Genomic DNA, 19,694 nt, shown 5'->3' with positions numbered 1-19,694 from the left:
GACTCTGAACATGACCCAATCCGATTTGCCTACCCCACTGGTCAGCGCCGAGTGGCTGCAAGCCCACCTCCACGACCCCAGGCTGCGGCTGCTGGACTGCCGCTTTGACCTGCGCGACGCCCTGCTGGGACGGATGGCCTACCTGGAGAGCCACCTGCCGGGCGCGGTGTACGCCGACCTGGAAATGAACCTGAGCGGCCCGGTCAGCGAGTCGGGCGCGGGAGGCCGCCACCCATTGCCGGAGCCGGAAGCCCTGGCAGCCTGGCTGGGCGAGCAGGGCACCGGGAACGACTCCTGGGTGGTCTGCTACGACGCGGGCGGGGCGCAGGGCTACTACGCGGCGCGGGCCTGGTGGCTGCTGCGCTGGCTGGGGCATACCCAGGTGGCGGTGCTGGACGGCGGGCTGGCGGCGTGGCAGGCCCTGGGCGGCGAACTGACCGACGCCGAGCCGCAGAACGCACCCGCCACGTTCACCGCGCAGGTGCAGCCTGGCTACGTGGCGACGGCAGAGGACGTGGCCGCGCTGCCCACCGGCACGCTGCTGATTGATTCGCGTACGCCGGAGCGCTACCGGGGCGAGACTGAGCCGGTAGACCGCCGAGCCGGGCACATTCCGGGAGCCGTGAACCGCAACTGGCTGGGGGCGCTGGATGAATCGGGACGCTTCCGAAACGCCGAGGCCCAGGCGGAGCGGCTGGGCGCAGGCGACGGGCAGCCCACCGTGACCTACTGCGGCAGCGGCGTGAGTGCTACGCCCAACCTGCTGGCCCGTGAACTGGCCGGCGTGCCGCTGGGGCCGGACAACCGCCTCTACGCCGGCAGCTGGAGCGACTGGGTCAGCGACGAGGGGCGGCCCACCACGACTGGCAACACAGACACCGCCGAATAATCCTTTTTCTGGCGTATGTAAACCTGCTATGCGGCGCCAATAACGAGTTTGGCCCTTAGGCCACTTTCATGTTAGAAAATGACATGCAAGCGGCTGTCCCATCTTCTACCTGGCAAACACGTCTGGCGGCCCTCGGGCCCGGCATCATGATGGCTTCGGCGGCCATCGGTGGGTCGCACATCGTGTCTTCGGCGCAGGCGGGCGCCCTGTTCGGCTGGCAGCTGGCGGGGCTGATTCTGCTGACCAACCTGCTCAAATACCCCTTTTTCCGCTTCGGGCCACAGTACACCATGGAAAGCGGCCAGAGCCTGGTGGAAGGCTACGCCCGCAAGGGCCGGGGCTACCTGTGGGTGTTTTTTATCCTGTGCGCGGTGTCGTCGGTGATTTCCACAGCGGGCGTGGGCCTGCTCTCGGCGGTGATTCTCAACTCCATGCTGCCGGCCGGCTTCGCCCTGAGCGGCCCCGTGATGGCCAGCGTGATGATGCTGGTGGTGTGGGTGCTGCTGGTGGCCGGGCACTACAAGGCGCTGGACGGCATCACCAAACTGATTGTGATTGGCCTGACGGTGGCGACGGTGGCCGCCACCTTTATCGCTGCCAGCAAAGGCTCCAACATGGTGCCGGGCTTCGTGGAGCCGTCGCCGTGGAACCTGGCCACGCTGCCCTTTTTGGTGGCGCTGGTGGGCTGGATGCCGGCACCCATCGAAATCAGCGCCATCAACTCCATGTGGATCAAGGCCAAGCAGAAAATCAGCCCCGCCAACTACGCCGATACCATCTTCGACTTCAATGTGGGCTACGTGACTTCGGCCGTGCTCGCCATCTTTTTTGTGGCGATGGGCGCCCTGGTCCAGTACGGCAACGGCGAGAAGCTGGAGCCGGCCAGCGCCGCCTACATCTCGCAGCTGGTGCAGATGTACGGCAGCACCATCGGGGAATGGTCCAAGCCGGTCATCGCCTTTATCGCCTTTATGTGCATGTTCGGCACCACCATCACCGTGGTGGACGGCTACGCGCGGGCCAGCGGCGAGGCCCTGCGGCTGCTGCGCGGCGACCCGGAACTGAAAACCCGCGACATCTCGCTGTGGATTACCGGCATCAGCGTCATCGGCCTGGCCATCATCCTGCTGATGCAAAATCAGCTGGCCGGCCTGCTCAAGTTCGCCATGACCAGCGCTTTCGTGACGGCGCCCATCTTCGCGTGGCTGAATCTCAGCCTGGTAAGCGGCGAGCGGCACCTGTCGGGCACACTCCGGGCGCTGGCCTACGCCGGTCTGGCCTTTTTGGTCGGCTTTACCCTGCTGTTCCTGGCCAACCTGCTGGGCCTGCTGGGCTGAACTGCACCTGGAGCAGCGGGAGGGAGAGGTAGTGGCCTCTCCCTCCCGCCCTGCTGACCTCTCCAGCTTCAGCTCACTGCACGCGGGAAGCTGCCCACCACCTTGAGGAACGTGGCCCGCTCCCGCATCTCTGCCAGGGCCTGCGCCACGTCGCGGTCCTGGGCATGACCTTCGATATCGATAAAGAACACGTACTGCCATAGCCCCCCACGCACCGGGCGGCTTTCCAGCCGGGTCATGGAGATGCCCAGGCGGCTGAACGGCTCCAGCAGCCGGTGCATGGCTCCGGCGTGTTCGGCCTGCGGCGCGGCCACCACCAGGGTGGTGCGGTCCTGCCCGCTGGGGCCGGGGCTGGCGTGGCCCAGCACCAGAAAGCGGGTGGTGTTGCTGGGGTCGTCCTCTATGTTCTGTTCCAGCACGTTCAGGCCGTACAGACCGGCCGCCGCGCCCGGCCCCAGCGCAGCCACATGTGCCTGCCCCGACTGCGCCGCCAGCCGGGCCGCCTCGGCGTTGGAACTGACCGGCAGGCGCTCGGCGGCCGGCAGGTGGCGGGTCAGGTACTCGTGGCACTGCGCCAGCGCCTGCGGATGCGCGTAGATGCGGGCGACGGCGGCGGCGTCCTCGCCGGGCGACATCAGGCAGTGGTGGATACGCAGCGTGACCTCGCCGCAGGCCCGCAGCGGCGTGGCGGGCAGCAGGTCCAGGGTGCGGTTCACGGCTCCCTCACTGCTGTTTTCCACCGGCACCACCGCGTAGTCGGCCTGGCGAGCTTCCACCTCCCGCAGCGCCTCATCGATGGTGGCGCAGGAGGCCAGCTGCGCCGCCCCCCCGAAATGGCGGCGGGCGGCCTGCTCGGTAAAGGTGCCCTGCGGCCCCAGGTAGGTCACGGTCAGCGGGCGTTCGAGCGCCAGGCACTCGCTCATGATTTCGCGGAAGATGCGGCGCACGGCATTTTCGTGCAGCGGTCCGGCATTCAGCGCGGCGATGCGGGCCAGCACCTGCGCCTCGCGCTCGGGGCGGTACACGGCGGCCGTACCCTTGAGCGTCCCGATGGCCCGCGCCTCGGCGGCCCGCTGGCTGAGCAGGTCCAGCAGCTGCGCGTCGATGGCGTCTATCCGCTCACGGTGCGGGGCCAAAGCGGCGGCCAGGGATTCGGAAGTCGGGTCAGGGCGGCCAGGCTGGTCGGACATGGCTCAGTGTAATGTCCGCGGCCCCGCTTAGCCGGCCCGGTCCTTGCTCTGGGCCAGCATCACCCGGCTCTCGTTCAGGAACTGCTCCCCCAGCGGCCCGAAGAACTCGCGCACTTCGCAGAAACGCTGCGTGAAAGCGTCGCGGTCGTCCCGCTCCAGCAGCCCGATGACATCGGCCAGGGTGGCGTGGTAGTCCCGAATCAGTTCCAGGTGCTGGCGCTGCGACTGGATGATGTCGTAATACAGCTCGGGGTCCTGCGCGAACAGGCGGCCCACCATCATCAGCTCCAGGCGGTAGATGGGGCTGGACAGCGCCAGCAGCTCATCCAGCTGCGGACGCTCGCGGCTGAGGTTCAGCCCGTAGGCATAGGCGGTGGCGTGGCGCATGGCCTGAATCAGCCCCATGTGGCGGTCGTGCTCCTCAGGCTGGGCAGCGTGCAGGCGCAGGCCCCACAGCCGCAGCTGTTCCAGCAGCCAGTCCACTTCGCCCGGCTCACCGCGTCCCCGGCAGAACACGGTGACTTCTTTGGCAAAGGTGAGCACGTCCGGGCCGAACATGGGATGCAGCCCCAGCACCGGCCCGCTGTGCGCGGCCAGCATCGCCTGCATGGGGGCCGCCTTGACCGAAGTGAGGTCGGCCAGCAAGCAGCCGGGCGGCAGCGGGGGAAGCTGCGCCATTACGGCTGCGGTGTCATGGATAGGCACGCTGACCAGCACCAACCCGGCCCCTTGCACCAGTTCGGCGGCGCGGTCCCAGTCGCCGCGCTCCAGCACAGCCACCTCGTAGCCGGATTCGCGGAACGCCTGCACGAAGCGTCGCCCCAGCCGCCCGCCGCCGCCCACCACCACCACCCGCAGGCCGGGGCGCACACCAACGCTGTGGCCGGTTTCCTGCACATAACTTTCGCGCATGCAGCGGCGCAGCACGTCCTCGGCCAGGTCAGGGCTCAGGCCCAGCGCCTGAGCCTCGGCGCGGCGGGCGTCCAGCAGGGCCGCTTCGCGCTCGGGCACGTAGATGGGCAGGCCCTGCGCCCGCTTCACGTCGCCCACCTGCCGGGCCAGCTCGACCCGCTGCCGCAGCAGCTGCAGCAGCTCGCGGTCATTCGCATCAATCTGCTCCCGCAGGGCGGCCAGCTCGGGCGGGGTCACCTTTCCCCTCCCACCCTCAGCAGGTAGTGCACGCCGCTGCTGCGCTGAAAGCCGTAGCGGTCATACAGGCGCTGGGCGGCCAGGTTGTCGCCCGCCGTTTCCAGGACCACTCCTGCGGCTCCGCTCTGCACCGCCAGGTCACGGGCGGCGTCCAGCAGGGCTACGCCCACCCGCTGCCCCCGGAAACCGGCACGCACAAAGAGGTCGTTCAGAATCCACAGTCGCCGCATCCGCACGCTGGAAAAGGAGCGGTAAAGCTGCGTGAAGCCGGCGGGCCGGTCGCCCACCAGTGCCAGCAGCACAACCGATTCGCCCAGCAGCCGCCGCTCACGCAGAAAGTCCCGTGCTCCGGCCGGGTCGGAGGGCTGACCGTACCAGACCCGGTACTCGTCAAACAGTTCGCTCAGTGTGTCCAGGTCGTCCAGGGTCGCGTGACGAAGGTGCAGCATGGGCCAGTGTAGCGCCCAGCTCCCGCCCGTGGCCTACCCCTGGCGGGGGCCGCGGCGCACCATCTCGGCGCTGGCGGTCCCAAAGCCCAGCGACCCGTAGAGTGGGCGGCCTGCTGACGTGGTGCTCAGGCTCAGCACCTGCACTCCCCGCGCCGCCGCCGCTGCCAGAGCGTGCATGACCAGCTGCCGCGCCACGCCCTGCCGCCGCCAACGGGGATGGGTCCAGACATTGACCACCCGTCCGCGCCAGGGCTGCGGGTCTTCCCTGGTCGGCCCCCATTCAAGCAGGGTCAGGCCCGCACCGCCGATGACGCCATGCGCAGTTTCGGCCAGCCAACCGAAATAAATTTCCCGCTCCAGTGCGCCAGGCAACCACTCGGCGTAGGTCTGCACAGCTGCGTGGTCCGGCGGCACATCCGGCAGGCGGTGCCGGGCCACCGTGTGGGCATCCGCCCGGGTCACAGGCCGAACGGACCAGCTCACCGAATCTCGGCCCTGACCTCGCCGTCTGCGAACTGCAGCGTGACCTGTTCGCCGGCCCGCAGCTCGGCGGCGTGGGTGACCACCCTGCCGCCGCCGCGCACCACCGCGTAGCCGCGTCCCAGCGTGCGCTCAGGCGACAGGCCGACAGCCGAGCGCATCAAGGCCGTCACGTCGCGCTCCGCCCCTGTCAGCTGACGCTGCGCCGCCGCCCGCAGCCGGTCCCGCAGCCAGCGCACGCCCGCGTCCGCACCCGCCGCCTCCTCGGCGCCGGCACGGCGGATGGCCTGCCAGTCGGCCTGAGCCTGGGCCGCTGCCCCCACCACGGTGCGCACGATGTGGGCGGCCGCTTTGCTGGGCGTATCGGTCCGCAGGGCGGCCAGCTCGTCGGGAAGGGTGTCGTCGCGGGCGTGCCCCAGCCCGGTAATGACCGGCGCGGGAAAGCGGGCCAGCGCCCGGCCGAACTCCAGGTCGTTCAGCCAGGCCAGGTCGGTGGTGGCCCCGCCGCCCCGGATGACCACCAGCGCGTCCAGCGGCTGCCCGGCGTGCAGGGCCAGCGCTTCGGCCACGGCATGGGTCAGGCTGGCGCCCGCTTCACGGCCCTGGAAGGTGGCCCGCAGGTAGTGCAGCTCCAGCACGCCTGCCGCCTGCAGCGGGGCCACCTCGCGGTGAAAGTCGCCCAGGCCGGCGGCCCCTTCCGGGGCGATGACAGCCACGCGGGCATAGTCGGCCGGCAGCGGCAGGGCACGGTTCAGCCCATACACCCCCTCGGCCTGCAGCTGCTCCCGCTGGGCGTTCAGGCGGGCGGCTGCCTCGCCCAGCGTGAATTCCGGCGAGATGTCCTGAATATGCAGCGAAAAGCCGTACTGCGCATGAAACTCGGCAGTGCAGAACAGCAGCACCTTCATGCCAGTGCCCAGGCCACCGCCGGTCACGCGGCGGAACTTGGCTTCCAGGGCGTAGCGCTCGCGGGCCCACAGCGCGGCGCGGCAGCGGGCGACCTGCTGCCCACCTTCCAGCTGAATCAGTTCCAGATACAGGTGCCGGCGGTCGGTCAGCTCGGCAATCTCGGCCCGCACCCACACCGCCCCCGGCAGCCCACGCCCCAGCACCTGCCCCACGTAGTCCAGCAGCTCGGACAGCTCCAGCCACTGGCTGGGCGGCGGGGCTTCAGTACTCTGGCGGCGGGCGGGGCGGCGCGGCGGCATCTTCCCAGTGTAAGGGCGCAGAAGCAACCCGGCAGGCCCAGGAGTCAGGTTCGGGAGTTCAGAAGTAGGCCCTGGCCTGCAGGTCGCTCAGCGTCAGGGTGGTGCCGGCCGGCAGCTGGCCCCCGCGCACCTGCAGCCCGATGTGGCCGGCACCCTCGTAGGCCAGGGTATTGAGCAGGTCGCCGCGCAGCAGCACCGGAGCCTGGGCCGCGCCCGCCGCGAAGCTGACGGTGCCGATGCTCTGGCCGCCGCTCAGGCAAGCGCTGTAGCCCGCGTAGGGCATGCAGTCTGCGGGCAGGTCACGGGTCAGCAGCACGTCAAACACGGTGGGGGCTGCAGCGGGGGCATTCAGCGCCGCCGTGCCGCGCAGCTCGAAGTTCTTCAGCTGGCGGCTGACCGGCGCAGGAAACAGCACTCCGTTCTGGAACACCCGCACGCCGGAAGCGGTCAGCGGCACCGGGGTGGTCAGGCTGACGGACGGCAGGCTGACCGGCGGCAGGGGCACGTTGCCGCCGCCGGCCAGGGCAGGAAGCAGCAGCAGGGGCAGCAGTCGGGGCAAGGTCATGCCCGGCAGACTAGCCCTGCTCCCCTCACGCCCCAATGACACGCGCCTGGGAATGAAGCTCTGCACCTACGGCGAAGTGCCGCAGGTCGCCCTACAGCTGCTGCGCCAGCAACCGGCCCACAACCGCCGCCAGCACGCCCCCGCCCACGCTGAAGCCCAGGTAAAGCGCCGCCTCGCCGTAGGCCCCGCGTGCCAGCAGCTGGTCCAGGTCCACGCTGAAGGTGCTGAAGGTGGTAAAGCCGCCCAGCAGCCCGGTGCCGAGGGCCAGCCGCGCCGCCTCGGGAAGGACGCCGCGCCCCACCAGGCCCAGCAGCAGCCCCAGCAGCAGCGAACCGAGCAGGTTGATCAGCAGCACGCCCAGCGGCCAGCCGGCCCGCAGGGTCAGGGGGGCCAGCAGCAGCGTGGCTGCGTGCCGCAGCGAAGCGCCCGCTGCACCGCCCAGAGCGATGTAAAGCCAGGTCATACCCGCATGCTAGCGGCCCGGACCACCCTCTTCCCACGGGCGGATGAAAAGAGAAGAGACTTACTTTTTGCGGAGTATACTCAGGCCATGGGTAAGCAGCCCCCTTCTGACCGGCTGGCCAAGAGTCGGCAGGAGACTTCGCTGCCAGTGGCACAGCCTGAACGGCCGCCCGACCTGGCCCGCGACCTGACGGCCCAGGCCGAACAAGTCCTGGCAGACGACCCGGCCCGTGCCTGCGAACTGGCCGAGCAGGCCTACCAGGCCGCCGAGCGCGCCGGCAACCGCGAGCAGATGGCTCTGGCCAGCATCCAAAGCGGCCAGGCCCGGTTCCTGCTAGGCGACTGCCAGGCCGCCCAGCCGCTGCTGCAACGCGGGCGGCAGCTGGCCGAGCAGGTGCGGGCGAGCCGGCTGCTGGCCCGCGCCCTGGCAACGCTGGGCGCCAACTGTGCGCAGACCAGCCAGTATGGCGACGCCCTGCAGTACCAGCTGGAAAGCCTGCGGCTGGTACAGGAGCTGCGCGACGCGGAGGGCGAGGCCCGCACGCTGAACAACATCGGCTACCTGTACATGTGCCTGCGCGACCACGGACAGGCGCTGAAATACCACCGCGACGCCTGCGAAACGGCCCGCGCCATCGGGCACCTGCCGCTGGAAATCAGTGCATCTATCAACATGGCGGTCAACCACGAGGTCAGCGGGGACCCTGGACTGGCGCTCCAGATCAACCAGGATTCGCTGGCCAAGATAGACGGCCTGTCCATGGGACAATTCGCAACGACTTTGCGGGGCAACGTGGCCTCCAATCTGCAGGCGCTGGGCCGCTACAGCGAAGCACTGGCCGCCTGCGAGCAGGTCCTGGTCACTGTGGGGCAGCTGGGCCTGCAGGAGAGCGAGTGCGACGTGAGAATCGTCCGCGCCGCGGCGCTCAGCCGTCTGGGGCGGCAGGAAGAAGCCGTGGCCGAGCTGCGCGCAGCGCTCAAGCTGGCGCAGACACTTCCTTCTCCCCAGCACCTGCGGGAAGGCAACCGCGAGCTGGCACGCATTCTGGAAGAACTGGGCGACACTGCCGGGGCCCTGGCCGCCATGCGGCAGTACCACGAGCTGCAAAGGGAATTGCTGGAAACCATCTCGCAGGAACGGACGCGGGTGCTGGCCACGCAGCTGCAGATTGACCGGCTGGAGTTCCGCGCCGCCGAACAGCAGGTGCGCAACGAGCAGCTGGCCGCCATGAACGAGACCTTGCAGGCCGCGCAGGCTGAGCTGGCCTACCGCGCTACGCACGACGCGCTGACGGGCCTGCTCAACCGCCCCGCGCTGGAACGGCAGCTGCAGGCCGTCTGCCGGGACACCCCCCCGCAGGGCATGGCGGTGCTGTTTATTGACCTGGACCACTTCAAGCAGATCAACGACACCCTGGGGCATCCGGTGGGCGACCAGCTGCTGCAGGAGGTGGCGGGGCGGCTGCGGCGCAGCGTGCAGCCGGGCGACGAGGTGGCCCGGCAGGGCGGCGACGAATTCACGGTGCTGCTGCGCTCGGTTCAGAACAGCGCGCAGGCCGAGCAGGCCGCCCAGCACCTGCTTGAGCAGCTGTCCATTCCCGTGATTGCCGGAGGGCATCCGCTGTTTATCAGTGCGTCTATCGGGATTGCGCTGTTTCCGCAGCACGGCACCGACGTCACCACGCTGCAAAAGCACGCCGATCTGGCACTGTACCGGGCCAAGCAGGAGCGGGGGTGCTACCGCACCTACCAGCCGGCGCTGGGGGCCGAAGCACTGGAGCAGCTGACCGTGGAGCAGGCCATGCACGGGGTCCTGACTCCGGACGGCGCAGTGGCCACCGACGGGTTCTCGCTGCAGTACCAGCCGGTGGTGGACTCGCGCACGCGCCGCCCCCTGATGGTCGAAGCGCTGCTGCGCTGGCACGGCCCCTGGGGCGAAGTGCCGCCGCAGCTGTTTGTTCCTATCGCCGAGCGCAGCCACCTGATTGTGCAGCTGGGCGCCTGGACGGCCCGCACGGCACTGCGGCAGCTGCGCGAGTGGCGGCAGCTGTGGCCCGAGCTGAAAGTCAGCGTGAATGTCTCGGCGCGGCAGCTGGCCCAGCCGGACCTGGCCGCGCAGCTTGCGGCCCTACTGGACGAATGCGGCCTGCCCCCCAGCGCCCTGGTGGTGGAGCTGACCGAAGCCGCCGCTGTGGACATCCGACAGCTCAGGGCATTTCAGGAACTGCAGGAGGCCGGGCTGAGCATTGCCCTAGACGATGTGGGCACCGGCTACGCCAGCCTGTCCAGCCTGGCCCAGCTCCCCCTGCAGATGCTCAAGATAGACCGCTCGCTCACCGTGCAGCTGGCGCCCTTGCCGCAGGGGAACTGCGGGCACGCCCAGACCGGACAGCGCCGCTCCACCCGCCCGCTGATGCACGCGCTGATTACCTTCGGGCGCGAGTCGGGGCTACAGGTGGTGGCCGAAGGGGTCGAAACTCCCGAGCAGCTGGAGCTGCTGGAGTGCTGGGGCCCCATTCAGATTCAGGGCTACCTGGAAAGCCCGCCGCTCTCCACGGAGGACATGACCGAATATCTCCAGTGGAAGGCGCAGGAGGAGGGGACGTAAGCTAACCGCCTTCCCCGTCCGCGCCAGTTCCTTTATCCCATCGCCCCCTGCCCGGTCAGGCCGCGCCCGGCAATCAGGGTGTGGATGTCATGGGTGCCCTCGTAGGTGTCTACCGTTTCCAGGTTCAGCAGGTGGCGAATCACCGGGTACTCGGTGGTGATGCCGTTGCCGCCCAGCAGTTCACGGGCCAGCCGGGCGCCTTCCAGAGCGCGGCGCACGTTGTTGCGCTTGACCACGCTCACCTGCGCGTAGTCCATCTGCCCGGCGTCTTTCAGCACGCCCAGGCGCCAGGCCAGCAGCAGCCCCGCCGAGTGGTCGGTCGCCATCTTGACCAGTTTGTCCTGTACCAGCTGCCGTGAGGCGGTGGGCTGCCCAAAAGTCACGCGGCTGCCGGTGTAGTCCAGCGCCGTGGTCAGCATCAGTTCCAGGGCGCCCATCGCCCCCCAGCCGATGCCGAAGCGGGCGCCGGTCAGGCACGAGAGCGGCCCTTTCAGCCCACGCACGCCGGGCAGCATGGCGCCGGCGGGCACCCGGCAGCTGTCCAGCACGATTTCGCCGGTCACGCTGGCCCGCATGCTCATCTTGCGCCGGATGATGGGAGCGCTGTAGCCGGGCGTATCGGTCGGCACGATAAAGCCGCGCACCGTGTCCTCGCCGCCTTCTTCCACCCGCGCCCACACCAGCGCCAGGTCGGCCAGCGGCGAGTTGGTGATCCACATTTTGGTGCCGTCCAGCACCCAGTCGTCGCCGTCGCGGCGGGCGCGGGTCCGCATGGCGCCGGGGTCGGAGCCGCCGCTTTCCTCGGTCAGCCCGAAGCAGCCAATCAGTTCGCCGCTGGCCAGCCCCGGCAGGTACTGTGCCCGCTGCTCCTCGCTGCCGTAGGCATGAATGGGGTACATCACCAGGCTGCCCTGCACGCTGGCCGCGCTGCGGATGCCGCTGTCTACCCGGTCCAGCTCATACATCAGGGCACCGTACAGGTTGGAACTTGCCCCGCTGCCGCCGTACTCGGGCGGAGTCATGGGGCCCAGAAACCCTTGGGCTCCCAAGCCGCGCATCACCTCGCGCACCGGCAATTCGCCGGCGTCCCACCACCCGGCGATATGGGGCATCAGGGCTTTTTCGGCGTACTGGCGGGCACTGGCGCGGGCCTGGCGCTCCTCGGGGGCGAGCAGGTCCATTACGGCAAACTGGTCGAACATAGGGCCTCCTGTAGGCATGGGAAATGCAACTGTGGAATGCCCCTATTAGAGCAGGTTGGCTACAGGCAGAGATACAGGCGTGGGCGGGAAGACTCGGCCTCCCGCCCACAGCACCGCCCATACCCTGCCCCCCCAGCAGAAGGTCAGCTCCGCGTGCCCTTGCCGGCGCTGCGGCGCTTGAGCACCCACCAGATGAACCCAACCAGCAGCAGGCCCAGGATAATTTTGGATGCCGGGCCCACGTACTGCTCCACCCGGTCGTAGTTTTCGCCCAGAAAGTAGCCTGCAGCCGCCAGCAACCCGGCCCACAGCCCCGAGCCGATAAACGAATACAGCAGAAACTGAGGCAGGCCCATCTCGCTCACGCCAGCGGGCAAGGACAGCAGGCTACGCACGCCCGGCACCATCCGCCCGAACAGCACCGCGCTGGTCCCGTGGCGCTCGAACCAGTCGCTGGCTTTCTGCAGGTCCTCGCCGCTGACGGTCAGCCACTTGCCGTAGCGGTCGGCCCACTGTTTGCTGCGCTCCAGACCGAACACCTTACCCACGTAGTACAGCGGCAGCGTACCGATCACACTCCCCAGGGCGCCGACCAAGACCACCAGGAAAATGTTCAGGTCGCCGCGCTGGGGCGAAGCTGCAAAACCTGCCGAGGGCATAATCAGCTCGCTGGGGATGGGCGGAAAGATATTCTCCAGAACCATCAGCAGGAAAATGCCGAGGTAACCCATCGAATCCATCAGGTTTTGCATCCACTCAATCACGCTCTGGAATCTAGCGGGCGCAGGGGGGCGGGCGCACCCCCCTAAAGGTTGAGTGAGGGCGGCGCCCTGCTTCCCCCCACCGCAGCCAGCTCCGGCCACTGCGCCTGCAACACTCCTGTGCCAGCTGCTCCTCTACACTGCCGCCCATGCGCCTGCGTCCTTTACAGCTGCCGTTTGTGTTCCGGGGGGCTGCCGCCCTGCTGACCACCGCCCTGCTCAGCCTGGTGCCGGCCCCCGCCGCAGCACAGGGCGGGCCAACAAAGAGTGGACCAGTGCAGGGCGGACAATTTCAGGTGACCGCCCAGACCGATAGCCGGCGGCTGGCTCCGCTGCGGGTGGATTTCGCGGCGCGGGTGCCGGGCGACGTGGCAGTGCGCTGGGACTTCGGGGACGGTCAGGCGGCGCAGGGACCACAGGTGAGCCACACCTACTACCGCCCCGGACGCTACGCGGCGCAGGTGATTCTTAGCCGGGAAGGGCGCGAGGTGGGCCGCAGCCAGATGACGGTCGAAGTGAAGTCGCAGGGGGCCGAAAAAGCTGGCCTGGTCCTGCTGCTGGGCCGGGGCACCGTCACCCTGAGCGACGTGGGCAGCGTGGTGTACGTCCCCTATCAGTCCCGCTTCACGCTGGACGGCCAGCAGCTTGGTGGGCCCACAGCCAGCCTGCAGGCCGGTACCCACACCGCCAGCGTCCAGATTGCGGCGGGGGCCGGTACGCTGAGCCGTTCGCTGCGCTTTCAGATTCCTGCCGGCGAACTGCGCTCGTCGCCCACTTACGAAGACCAGGTGCTGCGCGCCGTGAACCTGCTGCGGCAAAGTCGCTACAACTGCGCCACCGGCCGCACCGACGGCGTGGCCCGCCCGCCGCTCACGCGCATGCCGGCGCTTGACCGTGCCGCGCTGGCCCACGCGCTGGCCATGCCCACCGCCGGCTTCGTGGACCATACCAGCCGGCTCGACGGCAGCACACCCGCGCAGCGCATCCAGGCAGCCGGCTACCCGAACGCCAGCACCGCCGAGAACATCGCCGCCGGGCAGCCCACCCCCGCCGAAGCTGTGGCCGGCTGGCTGGACAGCCCCGGTCACTGCGCCGCGCTGATGGGCGACTACACCCAGACCGGCCTGAGCTACGTACAGGTGCCCGGCAGCGACTACGTACACTACTGGGTGCAGGTGTTCGGCCGGCCGCAGCCCTGAGCCCCCAGGCCCCGCTGCCAAGCTGACGAAAGGTGAGAAAACAACCTAAGTTTCCGGCTCCGGTCATCAGCTGAACATCACCCGCCGGGTGCAGACTTGGGCCATGAAAAAAACCTTGACTGTCCTGACCGCCGCACTTGGCGCCGCTGCTTTCTCCGCTGCTGACGCTGCTCCCCAGATCAGTGCCCAGAGCATCATCGTGAACCCGGTGCAGACCCCGCTGAGCGTGCAGGTCTGGACCGACCGCGACACCAGCGGCACCCGCACCCCCAACTACTACGTGGGCGACAAGATCCGCCTGTTCACCAAAACCAACGAGAACGCCTACATCTACCTGTTCAACGTGGACCCCAGCGGCAAGGTGGACCTGATTCTGCCCAACAACCTGCAGTCGGGCGGCAACTACCTGCGCGCTGGTGAAACCCGCGTGTTCCCCAGCGCCCAGGACAACTTCACCTTTGACATTGCCGCGCCTTACGGCGTGAACAAGGTGCTGGCCCTGGCCAGCCGCGAGAAGCTGAACGTGAACCAGATTGCCAACTTCCAGAGCCAGAACGCCTTTGCCACCGTGAACGTGAGCGGTCAGCAGGGTCTGGCCCAGGCACTGAGCATCGTGGTGAACCCCATCCAGCAGACCAACTGGGTCAGCGACACCGCCTTCTACAACGTGGCCCGCGGCACCCAGGCTCCGGCCCCGGCTCCTGTGACCAGCGCTCCGCGCCCCAACTTCAACCTGGCCGTGTGGCGCAGCACCTTCCGCCTGAACACCACCCTGGACAACGTTCACGCCCAGTACGTGAGCTACCTGGGCAACCAGGGCTTCCAGCTGCGCAGCACCAGCCGCAATGGTAACCGCATCTACTCCACTTTTGTCCGCAACGGCCGCACCGCCAGCATCTTGATTGAGCAGAGCGGCACCAGCTTCAGCGTCAAGTTCGCCCAATAAATTCACTCAGTAAGTTCACTCAGTAAACCTGCCCTCTCCCAACTCCCCCGCCAAACGTGCGGGGGTTGTCGGCTGCTTGTCAGGAACTAGTGAAGTTTCTTATAAACCTTGTACCAGTTTTAGGACTGCCAAGGCCAGGCAACGGACTTACGATGTGAGTATGAAAAAGTTCAAAGCTATTGCCCTGGCTCTGGCTGGATTGCTGTCTGGTTCTGTCGCCCTGGCCAACACCCGGATTCCCGGAACCACAGTGAGCTATAAGGTGTCTTCTAGAACCGATAGCGAAGGCCGCAAAATCAACACCAGCATGATTTTTGTGGATGCCAGCAACGAGCCGAGCGGCAAAACCTATCTGGCGTTCATGTGCGGCGAGTACTTCGACCGCCTCTATACCAATGTCACGCTCGGTACAGCCAAAGAGGTCAATGACGGTACGATTGGCGGCCTGAGTTACCGTATAGATGCTGGAGCCTTTAAGCCACTGAACGGCGGTCTGCGCCTGGATGCCCAGACGGGCAAGCGGAGTTCAGTAACCGCGAATAGGGGTTGACAAAACCGAGTCAGGTGATGAGGTCTCTGTATTTCAGGTTGTGCGCTAGGACGTGGAGTGCGACCTTGAGTTTCAAGCTTGCCATCGTTTTGACCTGTCCCCAACGTAATCCAGCACCGACCAGAACCGAGAATGCCGATTCGATACACTTCCTGGCCGCCCCGAATTCTTCTCGCCAACGTGGACTTGGTCTCCGTGCATTGACTTTGGGGGGTGTGATGGTGGTCAGCGACTGATAGCCCTTATCTCCAATCTGCTGTGGCCCGCCATAAGCGGGCCACTTCCGGTTCATCTCACACAGGACGCTGTAGTCATGCTCATTCGCTGCACGGATGTTGTAGGCCACAATTTCACCGTTCAACCCACACCAGGCGTGCAGCTTGAAACCGAAGACCGGTCCAGCGGTACTGAAACCGTGCCGCGCTCCCCTAAACTTGCACCGTGGTGCACGTTTGAACGTACAGACGGGAAGCGGCTCGGAGTCAACCGCCACGAAGTCCAGGCTCTGGACTTCGTGGCTCAGGTGTTCGATGACGGGTAGAAGCCGTTTCAGACGGATTCTGGCCTGGGTCTCGGAAGGTAGGTCTGGGAAGTGATTGACTGTGAGAAAGTGCCACCAACGGCTGAAATAGGGTTGCTTGTGAAGCATTTGCAGAATGGCGATACCGATGAGGTCAGCGTCGCTAATTTTCTCGTGCTTGTGAAGCAACTTGGCAGGGATGTGAGGCTTAACCCACTGGCTGAGGACTTGGAGTGCTTCGTGGATGGGAAGTAAAGTAAGATCGGGACGGCCCATAACACCGTCCCTTTCGCATTTTTGGTGCCCCACTGTCAACCCCTATTCGCGGTCAGTAGACATCCACGCGAATGTGTCGCACTATTTCCTGACGGCGCAGAAAAGTGTGACCATCCGTGTGAACCGCACGGGCAGCAGCGTGGTGGGCTACACCTTCCCTGTCAAAGGCGTGGCTGAAGCGTTCCGCGCTGTGAACAACTGCGAGTAATTCGCCTAAAGTGCTGTGTCTGAGCATTGCCCCCGCCATATATGCGGGGGTTTGTTGTGTCCCCTTAATGGGCAGGAACGGCCCCATAATGTCCGACCCCGACGGTCGCATCTATCACGTCCTGACCGCCCTGCTGGTAGCAGGCGTGGCGCTGGCCTGCAAGTTGTATGGCGGCCCCGCCTTGGCTGGCGCTGTTCAACTTCAGAAGCTCTGTGGCTCTACAGCGAAAAGTTACCCTAAGCACTCTTGATATGCTATAAACATAACAAGAGGTAAAAAAATGACCTATGCCGTACAAGTGCTGGACGAAACCACCGCCCGCCCCACACCGACGCCCGCGCTGAGGCTGGATTTTGAGGAAGAAACCGTCACTGTGCGCGAACTCATCCGCCGCCGCGTGTACGAGGAATGCACCGAATACAACGCGGGGCAGCAGCAAGCTTTTCGCGGACTGGTCACGCCCGAAGCCGCCGAAGTCGTGCTGAATGGCGAGCAGGTCGGCAAAGGCCCCCGCCTAGACTGGGAAAAGCAGTACGCCCGCGCCGCCGAAGCCTTCGCACGAAACGGCCTGATTGTGCTGATTGGCGACGAGCAGGCCGACGACTTGGAGCAGATGGTCACGCTGCGGCTGGGGCAGCCGCTAGAGGTGACGTTTTTGAAACTGGTGCCACTGGTGGGAGGTTGACATGACCGACATGAGCGACAAAAGCCCTGAAGCGTATGCTGCACGACTTCGGCAAATTATTAAGCAACGGGAACAGGCCGTAACGCAAGCCAGAAAACTACTTCATCCTTTGTCTGCCGAGAAGCATGAGCAAGTTCTTGAAATAATTACAGGAAGCGCATGGAATGGAGAACTGGATTTATCCGAGCATTGGATTTTTCTGCAAATTTTTGAGAAGTCGTGCGACATACTTAGAGCCGTCAGGCATGAGATGAATTTAGAACTGATGGCCCGATATCGCGTTATGATTTGGGTTCATCAGGCAAGTAGTCCTCTTGAGGGAAGCACAGCTGAAAGAGATATTCTCAAGTTAAATGCGGACGAAGCTAGATTCCATCTGCGATTACTAGAAGGTTTCATAAGTAATCGCCATATGATGAATAAAAGGCAGATAGAAGATTTGTGTTGCCAAATTTCAATTAAAATAGAAGAAATAGAAAAGATCGAGAAGATCTTCGAGAGGAGTATGGAAAACGGTGCCAACGCTTGGATTGAATATTTTCTTAGTCTAATTAAGAATGAACGCGACTGGCATGCTTCCAAGCGATTGCCGAAAATCCCAGAAGGCGGACATTCCGAAGTCTTAAAGCAACTGATTACACTTGATGAAAAATATCGGTACAAAGACGCTGTAACCGCTGACGGTTTAACTGGCCCGTGGAAAAGTTCCTTTGGTGACGCTTTTAGTGTGGCTTTGGCGGGCGAATTAGATGATGAAGCCAAGCAACTCTTTTTGGAAAAACAGGTTGCGCCTATTGCTTTTCTCAGTCCTTACGGTGGATACGGGCAAAAGACTCCGAAGCTGATTGAAGAAGCCTATGAAGCGGGACTGCCTTGCAAGAATCATCTCCTTGCAGCTGCTCGCCGCGCTACGCAGATTAACGCGGGCTATACAGACGCTGCCGCTTACAAGTGGGCCGCCGACATCCTCACCCCCGAACTCAACCCCGGCGAGGCGTGGTCAGATGCTTTCCTCGCCCGCCTGGACGCGCTTCCTGCCGCTGAGCGCCAGCCCTGGCCCGCGCTCGTGGCCTACGCACGCACGGCGATAGCGGGCAAGCCGTCGGCCAAGTGGCTCAAAGAGGGTCAGAAACATCTGGACGCGGTGGGCGCGGAGACCTTCCGCCGCGTGCTGAGCGAAGCTTTGCCGCTGCTGAGCCGCCCGCGTACCTTTCCCCTGCGCGAAGACAGCCATTACACGGGCAACCCCAACCTGCTGATAGACGAGTTCAACGCCCAGAGCCTCAAAGGGCTGCTGTGGCTCGCGCCGCTGGCGGGGGCGGACGCGGCTTTGGCCCGTGCCGTAGCGGGCGTGGTGGACTCGGCGCTGAAAAAGGTGGCGGGCGTAGGCCCCCGTGCGCCCAAGGTGGCGAATGCGGCGGTATACGCGCTCTCGCAGATGGAGTCGGACGCGGCGCTGTCGGCACTCGCCCGCCTGAGCAGCACCGTGACCTTCAAAGGCACCCTCAAGGAAGTGCAAAAGGGCCTGAATGCCGTTGCTGAGCGCCTGAACACCTCGCCCGAAGACCTGCTGGAACTGGGCGTGCCGACCCTGGGGATGGGGAGCGTGGGCGAACGCCTTGAGCAGTGGGGCGACGTGGAAGTGCGACTGACGGTAGATGCGTCGGGCGCAAAACTGACCTTCAGCAAAGGCGGTAAGCCCCTCAAGTCCGTGCCCGCCAGTGTCAAAAAAGACTTTGCCGATGACCTGAAAGAACTCAAAGCCGCGCAAAAGGAAGCCGAAAAAGCGGTGGCGGCGCTTTCGCAGCGGCTGGACAGCCTAATGATTTCGGGCAAAACGTGGCGCGGCGACGTGTGGCAGGAACGGTATCTGAATCACCCGCTGGCCGGAACGGTGGCGCGGCGGCTCATTTGGCGCATCGACGGCGTGCCCGCGCTGTGGCATGAGGGCCATCTTTTACCCCTCTCCCCTTGCGGGGGAGGGGCGTTGCGCAGCAACGGGGAGGGGGTTGTTCCAGACTCCGAAATCAGCCTCTGGCATCCGCTGGGCGAACCCGTAGACGATGTGCTTGCATGGCGTGACCGTCTGGAAGAGTTGAACATCCGCCAACCGTTCAAGCAAGCGTGGCGCGAAGTGTACCTGCTGACCGATGCCGAGCGCCGCACGGAGACGTATTCCAACCGTTTCGCGGGCCATGTCCTCAAGCAGCACCAGTTCAACCAACTCGCCGCCCTGCGCGGCTGGCGCAACCGGCTGCGGCTGATGGTGGACGACTCTTACCCGCCCGCCACCCGCGACCTGCCCGAATACGGGCTGCGGGCCGAATACTGGATTGAAGGCGTGGGCGACAGCTACGGCACCGACACCACCGAAAGCGGCTCTTACCTGCGCGTCCGCACCGACCAACTGCGCTTTTACCCGATAGACGCGCCCGAAAACTCGGCCCACGCGGGCGGCGGTGGCTATGAAATGTGGCTGCCGAACGGAGCCGCGCCTGTGAACCCCTTGCCGCTGGAGCAAGTGCCGCCGCTGGTGCTGTCCGAAATCATGCGCGACGTGGATTTGTTCGTCGGTGTGGCGAGCGTGGGCAACGACCCGACCTGGCAAGACGGCGGGCCGCAGGGACGCTTCCGCGATTACTGGCAGGGCTACAGCTTCGGCGAGTTGTCCGAAACTGCCAAGACGCGGGCGGAGTATCTGGCTCGCCTCATCCCGCGCCTGAAAATCAAAGACCGCCTGACGTTGGACGGGCGCTTCCTGAAAGTACGGGGAGACCGCCGCACCTACAAAATCCACCTTGGCAGCAGCAATATCCTGATGGAGCCGAACGACCAGTACCTCTGCATCATCCCTGACAGCAAAGGCGCGAGCGGCCCCGACATGAACTTTGATGGTGACCGCGTGCTGAGTCTGATTCTGAGCAAGGCGTTCTTGCTGGCTGCCGACACGGAGATTACCGACCCGGTGATTCTGGGGCAGCTGAGGCGCTAGCGAAGTCTGCCTTCAGAC

At 65.6% G+C, this 19,694-nt stretch carries 19 protein-coding genes; 9 read left to right on the top strand and 10 right to left on the bottom strand.

The annotated features are described in order from the left end of the window. Window positions 1-10 precede the first annotated feature (10 nt). Window positions 11-889 carry a sulfurtransferase gene (locus DEIPR_RS01875; protein WP_013614137.1) on the top strand — a complete coding sequence of 293 codons (879 nt, stop codon included), beginning with the start codon at window positions 11-13 and terminating at the stop codon, window positions 887-889. A gap of 83 nt (window positions 890-972) precedes the next feature. Further along, window positions 973-2,226, top strand: coding sequence for an NRAMP family divalent metal transporter (locus tag DEIPR_RS01870; RefSeq protein WP_148231755.1), 1,254 nt, complete (start codon window positions 973-975; stop codon window positions 2,224-2,226). 68 nt (window positions 2,227-2,294) lie between these two features. On the opposite strand, the gene pheA is transcribed toward DEIPR_RS01870, so the two are convergent. From pheA to crcB, 7 genes are all read right to left on the bottom strand, one after another. After that, on the bottom strand, window positions 2,295-3,416 hold the full coding sequence (gene pheA, locus DEIPR_RS01865; protein WP_013614135.1) for a prephenate dehydratase: 1,122 nt from the start codon (window positions 3,414-3,416) through the stop codon (window positions 2,295-2,297). Window positions 3,417-3,443: 27 nt separating this feature from the next. Next, window positions 3,444-4,565, bottom strand: a complete 1,122-nt coding sequence (tyrA, locus tag DEIPR_RS01860) for a bifunctional chorismate mutase/prephenate dehydrogenase (protein WP_013614134.1) — start codon at window positions 4,563-4,565, stop codon at window positions 3,444-3,446. After that, window positions 4,562-5,014 carry a GNAT family N-acetyltransferase gene (locus tag DEIPR_RS01855; RefSeq protein ID WP_013614133.1) on the bottom strand — a complete coding sequence of 151 codons (453 nt, stop codon included), beginning with the start codon at window positions 5,012-5,014 and terminating at the stop codon, window positions 4,562-4,564. The genes tyrA and DEIPR_RS01855 overlap by 4 nt, the downstream gene beginning before the upstream one ends. Window positions 5,015-5,047: 33 nt before the next feature. Further along, a complete protein-coding gene (locus tag DEIPR_RS01850) occupies window positions 5,048-5,476 on the bottom strand; it encodes a GNAT family N-acetyltransferase (RefSeq protein ID WP_013614132.1) in 429 nt (142 codons plus the stop codon). 17 nt (window positions 5,477-5,493) lie between these two features. Then, complete coding sequence (xseA, locus tag DEIPR_RS01845) at window positions 5,494-6,702, bottom strand: exodeoxyribonuclease VII large subunit (RefSeq protein ID WP_013614131.1); 1,209 nt, start codon at window positions 6,700-6,702, stop codon at window positions 5,494-5,496. A 58-nt stretch (window positions 6,703-6,760) separates the two neighbouring features. Next, window positions 6,761-7,267, bottom strand: coding sequence for a hypothetical protein (locus DEIPR_RS01840; RefSeq protein WP_013614130.1), 507 nt, complete (start codon window positions 7,265-7,267; stop codon window positions 6,761-6,763). 91 nt (window positions 7,268-7,358) lie between these two features. Continuing rightward, complete coding sequence (gene crcB, locus DEIPR_RS01835) at window positions 7,359-7,730, bottom strand: fluoride efflux transporter CrcB (protein WP_013614129.1); 372 nt, start codon at window positions 7,728-7,730, stop codon at window positions 7,359-7,361. An 87-nt stretch (window positions 7,731-7,817) separates the two neighbouring features. Between crcB and DEIPR_RS01830 the strand changes: the two genes are divergently transcribed. Continuing rightward, the gene (locus DEIPR_RS01830; RefSeq protein ID WP_049775039.1) at window positions 7,818-10,337 is read left to right on the top strand and encodes an EAL domain-containing protein; all 2,520 of its coding nucleotides are present in this window, start codon (window positions 7,818-7,820) and stop codon (window positions 10,335-10,337) included. A gap of 32 nt (window positions 10,338-10,369) precedes the next feature. On the opposite strand, the gene DEIPR_RS01825 is transcribed toward DEIPR_RS01830, so the two are convergent. Together DEIPR_RS01825 and DEIPR_RS01820 are read right to left on the bottom strand one after the other, a co-directional pair. Further along, window positions 10,370-11,539, bottom strand: coding sequence for an acyl-CoA dehydrogenase family protein (locus DEIPR_RS01825; protein ID WP_013614127.1), 1,170 nt, complete (start codon window positions 11,537-11,539; stop codon window positions 10,370-10,372). A gap of 143 nt (window positions 11,540-11,682) precedes the next feature. Next, window positions 11,683-12,303 carry a DedA family protein gene (locus DEIPR_RS01820; RefSeq protein ID WP_041221893.1) on the bottom strand — a complete coding sequence of 207 codons (621 nt, stop codon included), beginning with the start codon at window positions 12,301-12,303 and terminating at the stop codon, window positions 11,683-11,685. A 146-nt stretch (window positions 12,304-12,449) separates the two neighbouring features. Between DEIPR_RS01820 and DEIPR_RS01815 the strand changes: the two genes are divergently transcribed. The 3 genes from DEIPR_RS01815 to DEIPR_RS01805 all read left to right on the top strand — a co-directional run bounded on the left by DEIPR_RS01815 (window position 12,450) and on the right by DEIPR_RS01805 (window position 14,995). Further along, a complete protein-coding gene (locus DEIPR_RS01815) occupies window positions 12,450-13,499 on the top strand; it encodes a CAP domain-containing protein (protein ID WP_013614125.1) in 1,050 nt (349 codons plus the stop codon). Window positions 13,500-13,602: 103 nt separating this feature from the next. Then, a complete protein-coding gene (locus DEIPR_RS01810) occupies window positions 13,603-14,445 on the top strand; it encodes a DUF4384 domain-containing protein (protein WP_013614124.1) in 843 nt (280 codons plus the stop codon). 160 nt (window positions 14,446-14,605) lie between these two features. Further along, window positions 14,606-14,995: a hypothetical protein gene (locus DEIPR_RS01805; protein WP_013614123.1), complete on the top strand. Its 390-nt coding sequence runs from the start codon at window positions 14,606-14,608 to the stop codon at window positions 14,993-14,995. Between the two features lie 10 nt (window positions 14,996-15,005). On the opposite strand, the gene DEIPR_RS01800 is transcribed toward DEIPR_RS01805, so the two are convergent. Next, window positions 15,006-15,791, bottom strand: a complete 786-nt coding sequence (locus DEIPR_RS01800; protein ID WP_013614122.1) for an IS982 family transposase — start codon at window positions 15,789-15,791, stop codon at window positions 15,006-15,008. Window positions 15,792-15,864: 73 nt separating this feature from the next. Between DEIPR_RS01800 and DEIPR_RS14710 the strand changes: the two genes are divergently transcribed. The 3 genes from DEIPR_RS14710 (at window position 15,865) to DEIPR_RS01790 (ending at window position 19,676) form a co-directional block, all read left to right on the top strand. After that, window positions 15,865-15,999 carry a hypothetical protein gene (locus DEIPR_RS14710; RefSeq protein WP_013614121.1) on the top strand — a complete coding sequence of 45 codons (135 nt, stop codon included), beginning with the start codon at window positions 15,865-15,867 and terminating at the stop codon, window positions 15,997-15,999. A gap of 280 nt (window positions 16,000-16,279) precedes the next feature. Beyond that, window positions 16,280-16,684: a hypothetical protein gene (locus DEIPR_RS01795; RefSeq protein ID WP_013614119.1), complete on the top strand. Its 405-nt coding sequence runs from the start codon at window positions 16,280-16,282 to the stop codon at window positions 16,682-16,684. 772 nt (window positions 16,685-17,456) lie between these two features. Further along, entirely contained in the window at window positions 17,457-19,676 is a 2,220-nt protein-coding gene (locus DEIPR_RS01790) for a DUF4132 domain-containing protein (RefSeq protein ID WP_049775037.1), read from the top strand. The last annotated feature ends 18 nt before the right edge of the window (window positions 19,677-19,694 follow it).

This window comes from Deinococcus proteolyticus MRP (assembly GCF_000190555.1).
GTDB classification, from domain to species: Bacteria; Deinococcota; Deinococci; order Deinococcales; family Deinococcaceae; genus Deinococcus; species Deinococcus proteolyticus.
This window is presented reverse-complemented; position numbering and strand designations above follow the sequence as displayed.